At 75.4% G+C, this 14,445-nt stretch carries 14 protein-coding genes and 1 pseudogene; 14 read left to right on the top strand and 1 reads right to left on the bottom strand.

All coding sequences use genetic code 11. The annotated features are described in order from the left end of the window. Nucleotides 1–51: 51 nt before the first annotated feature. Together AB0883_RS22710 and AB0883_RS22715 are read left to right on the top strand one after the other, a co-directional pair. Nucleotides 52–354, top strand: coding sequence for an antibiotic biosynthesis monooxygenase family protein (locus tag AB0883_RS22710; RefSeq protein ID WP_121399356.1), 303 nt, complete (start codon nucleotides 52–54; stop codon nucleotides 352–354). Nucleotides 355–972: 618 nt separating this feature from the next. Then, a complete protein-coding gene (locus AB0883_RS22715) occupies nucleotides 973–2,358 on the top strand; it encodes a class I adenylate-forming enzyme family protein (protein WP_366643189.1) in 1,386 nt (461 codons plus the stop codon). Between the two features lie 278 nt (nucleotides 2,359–2,636). Here AB0883_RS22715 and AB0883_RS22720 read toward each other — a convergent pair. Further along, nucleotides 2,637–3,152: pseudogene (locus tag AB0883_RS22720) on the bottom strand (4'-phosphopantetheinyl transferase superfamily protein); the annotation flags it as partial. A 15-nt stretch (nucleotides 3,153–3,167) separates the two neighbouring features. Between AB0883_RS22720 and AB0883_RS22725 the strand changes: the two are divergent. The 12 genes from AB0883_RS22725 (at nucleotide 3,168) to AB0883_RS22780 (ending at nucleotide 14,333) form a co-directional block, all read left to right on the top strand. Continuing rightward, a complete protein-coding gene (locus tag AB0883_RS22725; protein WP_121398730.1) occupies nucleotides 3,168–3,434 on the top strand; it encodes an acyl carrier protein in 267 nt (88 codons plus the stop codon). Continuing rightward, complete coding sequence (locus AB0883_RS22730) at nucleotides 3,434–3,679, top strand: acyl carrier protein (RefSeq protein ID WP_366643190.1); 246 nt, start codon at nucleotides 3,434–3,436, stop codon at nucleotides 3,677–3,679. Before AB0883_RS22725 ends, AB0883_RS22730 begins: the two co-directional genes overlap by 1 nt. Beyond that, a complete protein-coding gene (locus AB0883_RS22735; protein ID WP_366643191.1) occupies nucleotides 3,672–4,754 on the top strand; it encodes a beta-ketoacyl synthase N-terminal-like domain-containing protein in 1,083 nt (360 codons plus the stop codon). Before AB0883_RS22730 ends, AB0883_RS22735 begins: the two co-directional genes overlap by 8 nt. Further along, complete coding sequence (locus tag AB0883_RS22740) at nucleotides 4,751–5,293, top strand: beta-ketoacyl synthase chain length factor (RefSeq protein ID WP_366643192.1); 543 nt, start codon at nucleotides 4,751–4,753, stop codon at nucleotides 5,291–5,293. The genes AB0883_RS22735 and AB0883_RS22740 overlap by 4 nt, the downstream gene beginning before the upstream one ends. After that, nucleotides 5,290–6,906, top strand: a complete 1,617-nt coding sequence (locus AB0883_RS22745; RefSeq protein ID WP_366643194.1) for a class I adenylate-forming enzyme family protein — start codon at nucleotides 5,290–5,292, stop codon at nucleotides 6,904–6,906. The genes AB0883_RS22740 and AB0883_RS22745 overlap by 4 nt, the downstream gene beginning before the upstream one ends. Beyond that, entirely contained in the window at nucleotides 6,903–8,141 is a 1,239-nt protein-coding gene (locus tag AB0883_RS22750; protein ID WP_366643195.1) for a beta-ketoacyl-[acyl-carrier-protein] synthase family protein, read from the top strand. The genes AB0883_RS22745 and AB0883_RS22750 overlap by 4 nt, the downstream gene beginning before the upstream one ends. 67 nt (nucleotides 8,142–8,208) lie before the next feature. Then, nucleotides 8,209–9,309 (top strand): 4-hydroxyphenylpyruvate dioxygenase, encoded by a 1,101-nt coding sequence (gene hppD / locus AB0883_RS22755; RefSeq protein WP_366643196.1) that lies wholly within the window; start codon nucleotides 8,209–8,211, stop codon nucleotides 9,307–9,309. Then, the gene (locus AB0883_RS22760) at nucleotides 9,306–10,235 is read left to right on the top strand and encodes a phytanoyl-CoA dioxygenase family protein (protein ID WP_366643197.1); all 930 of its coding nucleotides are present in this window, start codon (nucleotides 9,306–9,308) and stop codon (nucleotides 10,233–10,235) included. Before hppD ends, AB0883_RS22760 begins: the two co-directional genes overlap by 4 nt. Nucleotide 10,236: 1 nt before the next feature. Beyond that, nucleotides 10,237–11,034: a DUF3050 domain-containing protein gene (locus AB0883_RS22765; protein ID WP_366643198.1), complete on the top strand. Its 798-nt coding sequence runs from the start codon at nucleotides 10,237–10,239 to the stop codon at nucleotides 11,032–11,034. Further along, nucleotides 11,031–12,002 carry a thiamine pyrophosphate-dependent dehydrogenase E1 component subunit alpha gene (locus AB0883_RS22770; protein WP_366643199.1) on the top strand — a complete coding sequence of 324 codons (972 nt, stop codon included), beginning with the start codon at nucleotides 11,031–11,033 and terminating at the stop codon, nucleotides 12,000–12,002. The genes AB0883_RS22765 and AB0883_RS22770 overlap by 4 nt, the downstream gene beginning before the upstream one ends. Next, nucleotides 12,003–12,974 carry a transketolase C-terminal domain-containing protein gene (locus AB0883_RS22775; protein ID WP_366643201.1) on the top strand — a complete coding sequence of 324 codons (972 nt, stop codon included), beginning with the start codon at nucleotides 12,003–12,005 and terminating at the stop codon, nucleotides 12,972–12,974. Further along, nucleotides 12,975–14,333: a hypothetical protein gene (locus AB0883_RS22780; RefSeq protein WP_366643202.1), complete on the top strand. Its 1,359-nt coding sequence runs from the start codon at nucleotides 12,975–12,977 to the stop codon at nucleotides 14,331–14,333. Nucleotides 14,334–14,445 lie beyond the last annotated feature (112 nt).

The following is a 14,445-nucleotide window of genomic DNA, read 5'->3' on the forward strand; positions in this document are numbered from 1 at the left end:
TCCCGGGTCGGGGCGCAGCGGGGAGCCGACGCGGGCGGGCAGCGGGCGCGGGTGGTGTTCCTGGTGCGGGTGCCGCGCGAGCGTACGGAGGCTTTCCTGGCCGCGTACGAGGCGGTCCGGCACCTGGTGGCCGGGGGCGTCGCCGGGCACCTCGTCGACCAGGTCTGCCGCTCGTCGACCGACCCGGAGCAGTGGCTGATCACCAGCGAGTGGGCGAGCCTGGCCGACTTCGAGGCGTGGGAACGCAGCCCGGAGCACCGGGACCTGGTGCGACCGATGCGGGAGTGCTTCACCGACGCCCGGTCGCTGCGCTTCCACATCCACGCCCAGACCCCCGCCACGTCCCCGGCCTGAGCCCCGCCCGACCTGCCCTGCCGACCCGGCTACCCCGGTCGCCGGGGAGGCGGCAGCGACGCCGTGGGCCGCTCGCCCACCGGCGCCGCAGGGCACGAGTGGAACACCAGGGCTGTCAACGGCGGGGGTGACACCCCTGGTGTTCCACTCGTGCGGTGGCAGGTGCGTGCGCCGCCCGGCACACGTCGTTCCTGGCTCGGTCCGTCCCGGCCGCCCACCCCGGCCGTACCACCCCCGCCCGGCCGCCGCGCTCCGGGCCGCCCGGCCACCCCCGCGCGGCCGTACCGTCCCGCTCGCGTAGCGTCCGCCCGGCTGTACCACCCCGCCCCGTCCCGGCCCGCGTGGCCGTACCGGCCCGCCTGAAGACCGCCATCGGCCGTCCGGTGGGCGTGTCGCGCCGTACGCACGACGGGTCATCCGGCGGATACCCTCAGTCGACGTACACGCCCGATCCTGCCCGCCGAACCGGTCGTGGGCAATCCGGCCGGCCGCCCTTTCTGATCTAGCCATTTGCATCTAGCTATGGGTCCGGACGGCGTCGTAAGGTTCCCCGCAGCACCCCGACAGGCACACCTTATGGGCGGTTCCGCCCTTATTGAGGCTGGGCGGTGAACGGTAGTGACCAGGGGAAATCCTGCGGCGACAGACCCGATCTGGGTTGACGAAATTCTGCTCCAAGGCCGTTCGACCGACATTTGTCTCCGACTGCCCGAACCGGTCGACCGGGGCACCCTGCGGCGGCTGGTTACCGAGGCGCAGGCCCGCCTCGGCGCCGCGGGACTGCGCCCCGGGGGCGCCGCCGCGCTGCGGATGCCGCCCTCGCTGGCGTACGTGGTGAACCTGCTGGCCACCTGGCGCAGCGGGGCCCAGGCGATCCTGCTCGACCACCGGCTCACCGACCACGAGGTCGACCGGGCGCTCGCGCGGCTCACCCCGCAGGTGGTCGTGGCCCCGGTCCGCACCGGCGGCGGCGGGCTGCGGGTCTTCGTCGACGTCACCGAGGGCGTCACCGCGTACGCCGACCGCCCGGCGGTCAGCGGGCACGCGGTGATCCAGCTCAGCTCCGGCTCCACCGGACCGTCCAAGGTGATCGGTCGTACCGCCGAAGACCTGATCGCCGAGGTGCGCCGCTACACCCGCGTCGACGGCGTGGCGCTGCCCGGCGAGCGGATCATCCTGCTGCCCTCGATGGTGCACGTGCTCGGCCTCGTCGGTGGCCTGCTCTACGGCCTGCACGCCGGCGTCGAGCTGGTGCCGCCGGAGCGCCTCGCCGGCGACGTGGTGCTGGCCGCGATCGCCGCCGACGACTCGCCGGCCACCGTGCTCGGCGTTCCGTTCCACATCGGACTGCTCGCCTCCACCCGTCCCGCCGGGCCCCTGCCGCAGTTCAGGCGGATGACCACCGGCGGCGAGCTGGTGCCGTCCGCCGTGGCCCGCGCCTTCACCGACCGGTACGGCGTACCGCTGGGCAACATGTACGGGATGACCGAGGTCGGCGTCATCGGCACCGACCTGTACGGGCGGCACCGCCCGTCGATCGCCCCGGCGCCCGGCATCGAGGTCCGCGAGGTCGCCGGCGAGCTGTGGGTGAGCTGCCCCGCGTCACCGTACGTCGGGCTGAGCGACCCCACCCGCTGGGCCGACGGCTGGCTGCGCACCCGTGACGCCGGCGCCGTGGACCCGGACACCGGCCTGGTCACCGTCCGCGGGCGGCTCGACTCGCAGGTCTCCGTCGGCGGCCTGAAGGTCGACCTGACCGAGGTGGAGGCGACCGTCGCCGAGCTGCCCGGCGTCGGCGCCGCCGTGGTCGTCTTCGACGGCGGGATCACCGCCTACGTGCAGCCGGACGGGCCGCTGTCGGAGGAGGTGCTCGACAAGCTGATCGCCGAGCGGCTGGCCGGCTACAAGCGCCCCCGCACCCTGCGCCTGGTGGATCAGCTGCCCCGTACGACCACCGGCAAGCTGGTCCGCTCGGCCGACGCGCTGCGGGTGGCCGCCACGTGAGCGCCCCGCGCCGCCCCGACCGATCCGCCTGTCCCGACCGCCCCATCCGATCCGTCCGCGCCGACCGGCACCGCCCCGACCGGCACGACGTGGACCGGCAGCGCCTCGCCGGCGGTCACCGCGACCGCCAGGACCAGGCCCCCGCCCACCCGGGGATGCCCGACGCGCAGCCGCCCGGCCCCGGGCGGTTGCCGCAGCCCGCCGTCGAGGGCCTCGGACACCGGGCGCAGCGTGCCGCCGAGGGCGTCGGGCACCGGCCACAGCGTGCCGCCGGGGGCGTCGGGCACCGGGCGCAGCGCCCCGTCGGGGGCGTCGGGCACCGGCATGAGCCGCCGCAGACCGCCGTCGCGCAGCCCCGTGCCGAGCGCCTTGCCCACGGCCTCCTTCGCCGTCCACAGCCGCAGGAAGTCCCTCGCCCGCCCGTCGGCGCCACGCCCGGCCAGCCATGCCGCCTCGGCCGGCGCGAACCAACGCCCGGCCAGCGCCAGCGCGGGCAGCGGGCGGCACCACTCCACGTCGACTCCCACGGGGCCGGCTGCCCGGGCGGCGACCGCGACCACTCCGTCGGCCCGGCTGACGCTGACCGGCAGCTCCACCCGGGCCCCCGCGCCGGACGCCGCGACCAGCGGACGCCCGTCGCGGCCGTGCTCCACCACGATCTCCGCCTCCGCGCGGCCGAGCAGCGTGGCACCCGCCCGCCGCAACAGCCGCCCGGCCGGGAGCGGCCGACCGCCGACGCCCCGACCGATCCACACGTACACGGTGTCCCGACCGGGCACCGGTGACTGGCTCACGGAAAGAGGTTAACCATGCGACCCGAGATCCGCGCCTTCGTCGTCGAGCAGCTCGAGGACATGAACTACGACGTCGAGGGCCTCGACGACGACACGACCCTCGGCCCGTCCGGGGTGGACCTGGAGTCCCTGGCCCTCGCCGACCTCGCCGTACGCGTGGAGGACCGCTACGGCCTGAAGTTCGCCGACGACGAGTCCGAGAAGCTGGCCCTGATGACGGTCGGCGAGTTCACCACGATGGTCGCCGACCGGGTCGCCGGGGCCACGAGCGACAACGCCTGATGGCCGGTCAGCCCGAGCTGGAACGGGCCGACCTGGTGGCCATGCTCGCCGAGCTGGCCGGGAAACCGGCCGCCGAGGTCGGCGACCGGATCGGCTCCATGGAGCTGGCCTGGCTGGTGCACCTCGTCGAGCAGCGCCTCGACCGGCGCCTCGACCTCACCGACGACCAGCTCGCCGGGATCCGGACCGTCGACGACGCCCTGGCGGTCTTCCGGACCACCCTGACCGCCGCCGCCGATGGCTGAGCGGGCGGCCGTCCAGCTCACCGGCGTCCAGGCGACCAGCGCGTTCGGCAGGGGAACCGAGGCGCTGCTCGCCGGCGTGCTCGCCGGCGCCCCGGCGTTCCGGCCGGTGGACCGCTTCGACACGACGCCCCGCCGGGTCGACGCCGCCGCCATCCTGTCCGACGCCGACGACCTGACCGACGAGCTCGCCGAGGCGGTCGACGCGGCCTGCCGGGACGCCGGGCTTGACGCCGGTCGCCGGGCCGGCACGGCCCTGCTGCTGGCGGTGCACGGCGGCGCGCACGTGCCGGCGCTCACCACCGGGCTGGCCGCCCGGACCGGGCTCACCGGCCCGGCCCGGGCGTACACCACCGCCTGCGTCTCGGCCAGCAGCGCGGTCGCCGACGCCGCCGCCCTGATCCGCCGGGGCGACGTCACCCGGGCGGTGGTGGCCGCCGGCTACCTGGTCGAGCCGGACCAGTACGCGCTCTTCGACGCCGGTCGCGCCCTCGCCACCGACGGCGCGGTGCGCCCGTTCAGCGCCGGCCGCACCGGGCTGCTGCTCGGCGACGGCGTCGCCGCGGTGGTGCTGGAGTCGCGGGCCGTCGCCCGGGGCGCGGTCGCCGACCTGCTCGGCTGGGGCCGGACCGGGGACGCCTTCCACCCCTGCCAGCCGGAGCCGGGCGGGCGGGGCCTGGCCCGGGCGGTCACCGCGGCGCTGCGCCGGGCCGGGCTCGCGGCGGAGGCGATCGGGTACGTCAACGCCAACGCCACCGGCACCGGCCACAGCGACGCCGCCGAGGCGGCGGCGCTGCGCACCGCGCTCGGCACGGCGGCGGCACGCGTCCCGGTCAGCTCCACCAAGGCGCTGCACGGGCACGCCCTGGAGGCCTCCGGCCTGCTGGAACTGGTGGTGACCGTGCTCGCCCTGCGGCACGGGAAACTGCCCGTCAACGCCGGCTGGCTCGGCCCCGACCCGGCCTGCCCGCTGGACGTCGTCCGCGACGCGCCCCGGCCCGCCGCCACCGGGTACGCGCTGAGCCTGAACGCCGCCTTCGGTGGCGCCAACACGGCGCTGCTGGTCGGTGCGGCATGAGCGCGACAGAAAACCTCACCGTGCTGGCCGAGGCGGCCTGGCCCGAGCCGGGCGACGGGGCGCCGCCGCCGGTGCCCGGGTACGTGCACTCCAGCTTCCCGCCCCTCGTCGCGGCCGTCGCCGAGCGCTGCCTGACCCGGGCGTACGGCCGGCGGCCGGTCCCCGACGGCGAGCGGATCGCGGTCGTGCTGGTCAGCGCGGCCGGGGACCGGGCCAGCGCGGCGCACGTGCGTGCCACGGTCGCCGGCGGCGGCCGACCCGGGCCGCTGTTCTTCTTCCAGTCGGTGCCCAACAGCGTGGCCGGGCACGTGGCCGCCCGCTGGGGCCTCGGCGGGCCGGTGGTCTGCCTCGCGCCGGCCGGCGACCCGCGCGCCGAGGGCACCGCCGAGGCCGAGCTGCTGCTGCACGACGGTGACGCCGACCGGGCGTTGCTGGTCCTGATCGAACAGGCACCCGTCGACGGCGGTGCGCGGGACGCGGGCGGGCCGCCCGAAGCCCGGGCCGTCGCGGTGCTGCTGGGGGGAGGAGACGCACCATGAGGAACAGGGGACTGCGTGGGGTGCTTGCCGCCGACGAGCGGATCGGCGCGGGCAACGTGCTGGCCCGGGTGCTGGCGCACGGCGCCGACCCGGACGGGCCGGGCCTCACCTTCGACACCGCCGTGGACGGCCACCCGGCCGGGCGGGCGCTCACGCTGGGCCGGCTCGACGAGCGGGTCGCCGCCCGCGCGGCCTGGCTGCACGAGCGGGGGATCAAGCCCCGCGACCCGGTCGCCGTGTGGGCCACCGCCGCCGCCGACATGGTGCTCAGCTTCCTCGCGCTGACCCGGCTCGGCGCGATCCCGGCGCTGGTGAACGGCGGGCTGCGTCCCGAGATCGCCGCCGAGTACGTCCGCCGGCTGCGCGGCGTCGGCGTGCTCGCCGACGACGCGCACCGCGCCCTGCTGGCGGGCCACGACCTCGGCGTGCCGGTGCTCGGCACGCCCGCCGAGGCCGGCACCGGCGACCCGGCCGCCGCGCCGGAGCACTACCGGCACCACGCCGACGACCCGGTGGTCATCACCCACACCTCCGGCACCACGGGGGTGCCCAAGGCGGTGCTGCACTCGCACGCCAGCCTGTTCGCCGCCACCCGGCACCTGCTCGCCATGCCGCAGGCGCAGGGCACCCGCCGCATCCTCAACGCCCTGCCCGCTCCGCACACCGCCACCGTGCTCATGGTCAACCAGGCCCTCGGCAACTCCGCCGAGATGCTCCTGCTCTCCGAGCAGGGCGGCGGGCGGGTGCTGGAGGCGATCCAGCGCTGGCGTCCCGACGGGGTCTTCGGGTTCTCCGTGACGTGGGCGGAGCTGGCCCGCTTCGACCTGTCCGCGTACGACCTGGACTCGGTGTCGCTGTGGTTCAACACCGGCGACTGTTCGCACGAGCCGCACGTGCGCCGGCTGGTCGCGGTCGGCTCCCGCGACGTGGTGACCCGCGAGGGGATCACCCGGGTGCCCGGCTCGGTCTTCATCGACGGGCTCGGTTCCAGCGAGATGGGGCACTCGATGTTCCACATCACCCACCGCGTCGACACCGACCGGTACGGCCGCTGCGTCGGCCGGCCCTACCGGTTCGCCCGGGTCGCCGTGCTCGACGCCGACGGCGACCCGGTGCCGGCCGGCGAGGTGGGCTGGCTCGGCGTCGACTCGCCGTCGCTGTTCCGCGGCTACTGGAACGACTCCGTCACCACGTACCGGTCCCGGCGACGCGGCTGGTACCTGACCGGCGACCTGGTGTACGCCGACGACGAGGGCCGCTACCACCACCTGGACCGGGCCGTCGACGCGGTCGACGCGGGAGAGGGGCGGTGGTTCTACACCGCGCTGTCCGAGGAGCGCGTCCTCACCGCCTGCCCGGACGTCACCGACTGCACGGTCGTGATCACCTCGGGGGCCGGCGAGGTGGTCACCGACGTGCTGCTGGAACTCGCCGCCGGCGCCGACCCCGCCGAGGACCGCACCGGGCGGGTCCGGACCGCGCTCGGCCCGGACGTCGGCGCGACCCTGCGCCGGGTCGTGCCGGTCCGCTCCGCCGACATCCCGGTCACCGTCACGGGCAAGGTGCGCAAGGTGGCCCTGCGGGAGCGCTACCTCACCGAGACGCCGTCATGACCGCCGTCATCACCGGGATGGGGCTGTTCACCCCCGTCGGGCGGGGCGTCGACGCCACCTTCGACGCGCTCTGCGCCGGCCGGTCCGGACTGGCCCGGCCGCCGGCCGGGCACCCGGCGGCCGGGTCGCTGGAGGTGGCCGGCGTGCTCCCCGACGTCGATCCCCGCACGGTCGCCACCGGGCCGGAGACCAGGGTGCTGGACCGGGTCGTGGTGCTCGCCCTGCTCGCCGCCGCCGACGCGCTCGCCGACGCCGGCATCGAGGTGGGCCGGGACGTGGATCCGGGCCGGATCGGGGTGATCGTCGGCGGCGTCGGCGGGATGGCCACCCTGGAGGCGCAGGTGCTGGCCCGCGCCGAGCGCGGCCGGGCGGCGGTCAGCCCGTACCTGCTCACCGGCATCCTGCCGAACATGCCGTCGGCCCGCATCGCCATCCGTCACGGCATCCGCGGCTACACCTCGTCCGTCGGCACCGCCTGTGCCTCCGGCGCCCAGTCGATCGCCGACGCGGTGCGGCTGATCCGCGCCGGGGAGGCCGACGTGGTGCTCTGCGGGGCCAGCGAGGCGCCGCTGTTCCCGACCTTCTCCGACACCTTCGGCAACGCCCGGGCGCTCGCCCGGGGCTGGGCCGACCCGACCGCGGCGAGCCGGCCGTTCGACGCCCGCCGCAACGGCTTCGTCCTCGCCGAGGGCGCGGCCCTGCTGGTGCTGGAACGCGCCGAGCACGCCGCCGCCCGGGGCGTCGCCGGCTACGCCGAGGTCGCCGGGTACGGGGTGAACACCGACGCGTACCACCCGACCGCCCCGCGACCGGACGGCGCCGGCGCGGCGGAGTGCATGCGGCGCGCGCTGGTCAGCGGCGGTGTGCCCGCCGCGCGGGTCGGCTACGTCAACGCGCACGGCACCGCCACGAAGCTCGGCGACATCGCCGAGACGACCGCGCTGGCCGAGGTGTTCGGCGCCGGCGGCGTGCCGGTCAGCTCCACCAAGGCCCTCACCGGCCACCTCCTCGGCGCCTCCGGGGCGCTGGAGGCGGCGGCCACCGCGCTGGCGCTCGGCCGGGGCCTGCTGCCGCCGACGCACAACCTCGACGACCCGGACCCGGCCTGTCCCGCGGACCACATCCGCGTCGAGCCGCGGAAGACGGACACCGGATACGCGCTGACCAATTCCTTCGGCTTCGGCGGACAGAACGTGAGCCTGCTGCTCGCGCGGGCCGCCCGGTCGAGGGACTGACCACGCACCATCCCGGGCGGACCGCGCCCGGACGGCAACCACGGGGAACCGTGAAAGGGCTGAGGACATGGACATCCGTGGGATAGACCACATCGAACTCTTCGTGGGCGACGCCCGGCAGGCGGCCTTCTACTTCGACCGGGCGGTCGGCTTCCAACTGCGCGGCCAGGGCGGCCCCGAGACCGGGCTGGCCGACCAGCGGTCGCTGCTGCTGAGCCAGGGCGACGTCCGGATGGTGCTCACCACCGGGCTCACCGCCGAGCACCCGGCGTCGCGGTACGTGCAGCGGCACGGCGACGGCGTGGCCGTGATCGCGCTGGAGGTCGACGACGCCGCCGGCGCGTACGCCGAACTGGTGCGCCGGGGAGCGGCGGGGGTGACGCCGCCGACCACCCGCACCGGCGCGGACGCCGAGGTGGTGACCGCCGAGGTGGGCGGCTTCGGCGACGTGCGGCACCGCCTCGTGTCCCGCCACGGCGACCGGGACGAGTTCCTGCCCGGGGCGATCGAGATGGTCCCCTCCGACGGCGGCGGCAAGCTGCTCGCCGAGATCGACCACCTGGCGGTCTGCGTGCCGCCCGGGCAGCTCGACGAGACCGTCCGGCACTACCGGGACGTCTTCGGGTTCGCGGAGATCTTCACCGAGCACGTGGAGGTCGCCGGGCAGGCGATGAACTCCACGGTGGTGCAGAGCGGCTCGGGGCGGGTGACCCTGGTGCTGCTGGAACCGGACCGCTCCCGCCGGCCCGGGCAGCTCGACGCGTTCCTGGACCAGCACGTCGGCGCCGGGGTGCAGCACCTGGGGCTGCGCACCGACGACATCGTCACCGCCGTGGCCGCCCTCGCCGAGCGGGGCGTGCGCTTCGCCGGCACCCCGGCCAGCTACTACGACGCCCTGGAGGCGCGCGTCGGCCCGGTGGACGCGCCGCTGGAGCGGCTGCGCGACCTCGGCGTGCTCGTCGACCGCGACCACGGCGGTCAGCTGCTGCAGATCTTCACCGAGTCCATGCACGTGCGCCGCACGCTCTTCCTGGAGCTGATCGAGCGGCGGGGGGCGCGGACCTTCGGCAGCGGCAACATCAAGGCGCTCTACGAGGCCAAGGAACGGGAACTGGCCGCGGCGGGAACCACCGTCGCGGCCCCGACACCGCAGGAGGTGCGGGCGTGACCGCGACCGAGTTCGAGCCGACGCTGACCGCCGAGGAGGAGGCGCTGCTGCCCTCCGAGGAGGACGTGGCGTTCTACGCCGCGCACGGCTGGTACCTGTCGAAGAAGCTGCTCACCGACGACGAGGTGGACGCCCTCACGGCCGCCGCCGACCGCTACTACGCGGGCGAGCGGGACCGCCGCCTGCCGGTGCGCCCGCCGAGGCTCGCCTACTGGGAGCCGTCGAAGGGCCCGGTGCAGCGGCACAACGACTACGTCCACCACGAGCACGACGTGCTCGGGGCCATCCTGCGCAAGCCGCTGATCGGTGCGGTCGCCGCCCGCCTCGCAGGGGCCACCGAGATCCGCGTCTTCCAGTCCACGCTGATCCACAAGCCACCGGTCTCGGGCGAACCGTCGAACATCGTGCCCTGGCACTTCGACAAGCACTACTGGGCGTCCTCGTCGTCGGAGAACATGCTCACCGCGTTCATCCCGTTCCACGACTGCGGCGAGGAGATGGGCACCATCACGATGGTCGACGGCTCGCACCGCTGGGCGGAGACCGGCACCGACGACACGGTGGTGCGCCACTTCGCCGAGCGCGACCGCGACCAGTTGGAGGAGATGCTCGCCGAGAACGCGGCCCACAACGGCGCGCGGATCCGCAAGGTGCCGATGGTGATCCCCAAGGGACACATGAGCTTCCACCACTGCCGCACCTACCACGGCAGCGGCGCCAACGTCAGCGGCCGCCCGCGCCGGGCGATCTCGCTGCACCTCCAGGACGGCGACAACGCCTGGCGGGCGTATCCGCTCTCCGACGGCACCCTCGCCGCGTACAACCACGACGTGCTGGTCCGCCGCACCGACGACGGGCGGCCGGACTACGCGGACCCCGAGTACTGCCCGGTCATCTGGCGCCACGGCGCCCCGCAGGGAGGCTGAGATGTCACGGTACGACTGGGGTAGGACGCACCCGGGCATCGAGCGGCTGGAGAAGGCGGTGAGCGAGCGCCGCGAGGCGGTCGTGCGGCACCCCCTCTACGCCGCCCTCGACACCCACGAGGCGCTGGTCGCCTTCATGGAGCACCACGTCTTCGCCGTCTGGGACTTCATGTCCCTGCTGAAGTCGTTGCAGCGGCAGCTCACCTGCGTCACGGTGCCGTGGATCCCGACCGGCCCGACGGGCAGCCGCCGGCTGATCAACGACATCGTGATGGTGGAGGAGAGCGACGAGCTGGGCGACGGCTACGTCAGCCACTTCGAGCTGTACGTGCGGGGCATGCGCGAGGCCGGCGCCGACACCACCGCCGTCGACCGGCTGGTCGAGCTGCTGCGGTCGGGCCGGCCGGTGGCCGAGTCGCTGGTCGAGGCCCGCGTGCCCGCGCCGTCGGCGGCGTTCGCCGGCACCACCTGGCGGATCATCGAGAGCACCCCGGTGCACTGCCAGGCCGCCGCCTTCGCCTTCGGCCGGGAGGACCTGATCCCCGACATGTTCACCCAGGTCGTGGCCGTCAACGAGCGCAGCCGGCGGCTGCACACGTTCGTCGACTACCTGGAACGGCACATCGAGGTCGACGGCGAGCAGCACACCCCGATGGCGATGCAGATGCTCGCCGACCTGTGCGGCGACGACGACGCCAGGTGGCAGGAGTGCGCGGACACCGTCAACACCGCGCTGGCCGCCCGCGCCCGGCTGTGGGACGAGATCCTCGCCGCCGTCGAGGAGGGGCGCGAGCGGTGACGGGCACCGACCCGGTCCGGCTCTACCGGACGGTCCGGCTGATCCGCCGCTTCGAGGAGCGGGCCATCGAGCTGGTGCGCTCCGGGCACGTCGTCGGCGGCATCCACCCGTACCTCGGGCAGGAGGGGATCGCCGCCGGGGTGTGCGCCGCGCTGCGCGCCGCCGACGTGCTCGCCGGCACCCACCGGGGGCACGGGCACGTGCTCGCCAAGGGCGCCGACCCGGCCCGGATGATGGCCGAGCTGTGCGGCCGGGTCACCGGCCTCAACGCCGGCCGGGGCGGCTCGATGCACGCCGCCGACTTCGGCGTCGGCGTGCTCGGCGCCAACGCCATCGTCGGCGCGTCCGGGGCGATCGTCACCGGCGCGGTCTGGGCGCGTCGCCGTCGGGGCGACGACATCGTCGGGGTGAGCTTCTTCGGCGACGGCGCCGTCAACGAGGGGATGCTGCTGGAGGCGTTCAACCTGGCCGCGCTGTGGCGGGTGCCGGTGCTGTTCGTCTGCGAGAACAACGGCTACGCCACCACCATGCCCGTCGCGGGCGCGGTCGCCGGCAGCATCCCCGGCCGGGCCGCCGCCTTCGGCATCCCGGCCGCCGTCGTGGACGGCCAGGACCCCGAGGCGGTACGCGACGCCGCGAGCGCCGCCGTCGACCGGATGCGCGCCGGTGGCGGCCCCGAGCTGATCGAGGCGCTGACCTACCGGTTCGACGCCCACCACACCTTCGAGCACGCGGTACGCCTCGACTACCGCCCGCCCGACGAGGTGGCCCGGGGCCGTTCCCGCGACCCGGTGGACATCCAGGGCGCCCGGCTGCCCGCCGCCGCACGGGCCGACGTGGACGCCGAGGTGGAGGCGACCCTGGCGGCGGCCGTGCGGTTCGCGCTCGCCAGCGCGGAGCCCGATCCGGTCGACGCCCTGGCACACCTGTACGCCAGCGGCCTGACCGCCCGCACCGGAGGGGGCTAGATGCCCAGACTGTCCTACCGCAAGGCCCTCACCCGGGCGCTCGCCGACGAGTTGGCCCGCGACGAGTCGGTGTTCCTGCTCGGCGAGGACATCCGGGTGGCCGCCTCGAACGTCACCGCCGGGCTGGTCAAGCGGTTCGGCCCCGACCGGGTACGCGACACCCCGCTGTCGGAGCAGGCGTTCACCAGCTTCGCCACGGGGGCGGCCCTGGCCGGGATGCGGCCGGTGGTGGAGTTCCAGATCCCGTCGCTGCTGTTCCTGGTCTTCGAGCAGATCGTCAACCACGCGCACAAGTTCCCGCTGATGACCGGCGGGCAGTGCGCGGTGCCCGTCACCTACCTGGTGCCGGGCTCCGGCTCCCGGACGGGCTGGGCGGGCCAGCACTCCGACCACCCGTACGGCCTCTTCGCCCACGTCGGGGTGACCACGGTCGTGCCGGCCACCCCCGCCGACGCGTACGGCCTGCTGGTGTCGGCGGTGCGGTGCGACGACCCGGTGGTGGTCTTCGCCCCGGCCGGGGCGCTGGACGTCCGCGCCGACGTCGACCTCGCCGCGCTCGCCCCGGTGCCGCTGGGCCGCGCCCGGGTGCACCGGCCCGGCGACGACGTGACCGTGGTCGCGGTCGGGCACCTGGTGCACGACGCCCTCGCCGTCGCCGAGGAACTGGCCGACCAGGTTTCGGTGGAGGTGTTCGACCCGCGCACGCTCTACCCGTTCGACTGGGACGCCCTCGCCGCCTCGGTGGGCCGCACCGGGCGGCTGGTGGTCGTGGACGACTCCAACCGCTCCTGCGGCATCGCCGGGGAGATCATCGCGACCGTGGTCGAGCGGGTGCGGCTGGTCGCGCCGCCACGGCGGGTCACCCGCCCCGACGGCGCGGTGCTGCCGTTCGCCCCGGCGCTGGACCGGGCCGTGCAGCCCGGCCGCGAGCAGCTGCGGGCCGCCATCGGACACGTCATGAAGGAGGGATGAATGGACGACGTCGACTACCGCTGGCCCTCCGCCGCGCGGGCGTGGCTCGACCTGCCCGCGCCGGTACGCGCCGAGATGGTGGCCGCCGGGGCGCGGTCCTGGCGGGAGATCTTCGACGGCCGGGCCACGTACAACAAGCAGTGGCGCCTGGCCCGGCCGCCGGTGATGGACGAGACCTCGCTGGGCGTGCTGAACGCCGTCTGCGACCGGATCGCCCAGCTCGTCTTCGAGGCGTGCCGGCGGCGGGCCGGCACGGCGGGGGAGCTGCGCCGGCTGCTGGACGTGCCCGACGGCGCGACCCGGCTGCTCGACGACGACGAGCCGCTGACCGAGGCGCTGCTGGACGCCTTCCGCCCGGACGTGCTGCTCAGCGACGGGGTGCCCCGGTTCGTCGAGTACAACATCGACAGCAGCCTCGGCGGTGCGTTCGACGCCGACACCACGGTGCGCCGCTTCGTCGACGTCTACCGGCGGACCGGCCTCACCGAGCGGGTCCGGCTGGCGGCGGCGCCCTCCGCGGTGGACCGGCGCTTCGCCGCGATCCGCGCCGGCCTCGGCCTGCCCGAGGGCGCCCGCGTCGCCATGCTTGTCGACTTCGACGCCGAGTACCCCGGACTCGACGACCCGCAGCGGTTCATCCGGCTGCTGTCGCCGGTGGTCGAGCGGGCCACCGCGTGCGGCATGGACCTGGTCGTCGCGCCGGTCTCCCAGGTCACGCTCGACGACCGGAAACGGCTGGTCGCCGGCGGGGCACCGGTCGACGGGGTGTTCCGGCTCTTCGTGCCCAACCGGGTCACCCCGAGCGCCGGGGTCGACGCCCTGGAGGCGGCGCTGGCGGCGGGCACGGTGCCGATGTGGGTGTCGGCGGCGGCCTGGCTGGTCGCCAACAAGCGCGCCTTCGCCTGGCTGTGGGAGGACGCCGACACGCTGCCGGCCGCCGATCGGGACCTGGTGCACCGGTACGTGCCGCGTACCTGGTCGCTGACGGCGCAACTGCTCGACCGGGCGGTGGCCGAGCAGGCCGGCCTGGTGGCGAAGCCGGCCGACGGCTCCGCCGGGGCGGACGTGCTGATCGGCCGGGAGACCGACGCCGACGCGTGGCGCGACGGGCTGACCCGCGCCGTCGGGCGGGGCGGCTTCATCCTCCAGGAGTACGTGCGGGCCGACGACGTGCCGCTGGACTTCGTGCACGTCGAGACCGGCGAGACGGTCGCCGCCGAGGTGCCGTACAGCATCGCCCCGTACCTGTTCGGCCGCCGGCCCGCCGGCGCCTGCATCCGTACGGGCTTCCCCGGCTGCGACGGCGTGCTCAACCTGGCCCGCGGCGTCCTCCTCTCCGGCCTCCTGACCACCCCCTGACCACCCCCCCCACCCCCGGCCCTCCGACGCGTCGATCATGCAGTTGTGGTGGGGTACACAGTGGATGAGGCTGGATGACCCGGGCACCACGACTGCATGATCCACGTTTGCG

This window comes from Micromonospora sp. NPDC047812, assembly GCF_040704175.1.
Taxonomy (GTDB): Bacteria; Actinomycetota; Actinomycetes; order Mycobacteriales; family Micromonosporaceae; genus Micromonospora.

Excerpts from the sequence above, each read along its gene's own strand:
- AB0883_RS22725 (WP_121398730.1), top strand. The coding sequence starts at position 3,168 with ATGCGACCCGAGATCCGCGCCTTCGTCGTCGAGCAGCTCGAGGACATG.
- AB0883_RS22730 (WP_366643190.1), top strand. The coding sequence starts at position 3,434 with ATGGCCGGTCAGCCCGAGCTGGAACGGGCCGACCTGGTGGCCATGCTC.
- AB0883_RS22735 (WP_366643191.1), top strand. The coding sequence starts at position 3,672 with ATGGCTGAGCGGGCGGCCGTCCAGCTCACCGGCGTCCAGGCGACCAGC.
- AB0883_RS22740 (WP_366643192.1), top strand. The coding sequence starts at position 4,751 with ATGAGCGCGACAGAAAACCTCACCGTGCTGGCCGAGGCGGCCTGGCCC.
- AB0883_RS22745 (WP_366643194.1), top strand. The coding sequence starts at position 5,290 with ATGAGGAACAGGGGACTGCGTGGGGTGCTTGCCGCCGACGAGCGGATC.
- AB0883_RS22750 (WP_366643195.1), top strand. The coding sequence starts at position 6,903 with ATGACCGCCGTCATCACCGGGATGGGGCTGTTCACCCCCGTCGGGCGG.
- hppD (WP_366643196.1), top strand. The coding sequence starts at position 8,209 with ATGGACATCCGTGGGATAGACCACATCGAACTCTTCGTGGGCGACGCC.
- AB0883_RS22765 (WP_366643198.1), top strand. The coding sequence starts at position 10,237 with ATGTCACGGTACGACTGGGGTAGGACGCACCCGGGCATCGAGCGGCTG.
- AB0883_RS22775 (WP_366643201.1), top strand. The coding sequence starts at position 12,003 with ATGCCCAGACTGTCCTACCGCAAGGCCCTCACCCGGGCGCTCGCCGAC.
- AB0883_RS22780 (WP_366643202.1), top strand. The coding sequence starts at position 12,975 with ATGGACGACGTCGACTACCGCTGGCCCTCCGCCGCGCGGGCGTGGCTC.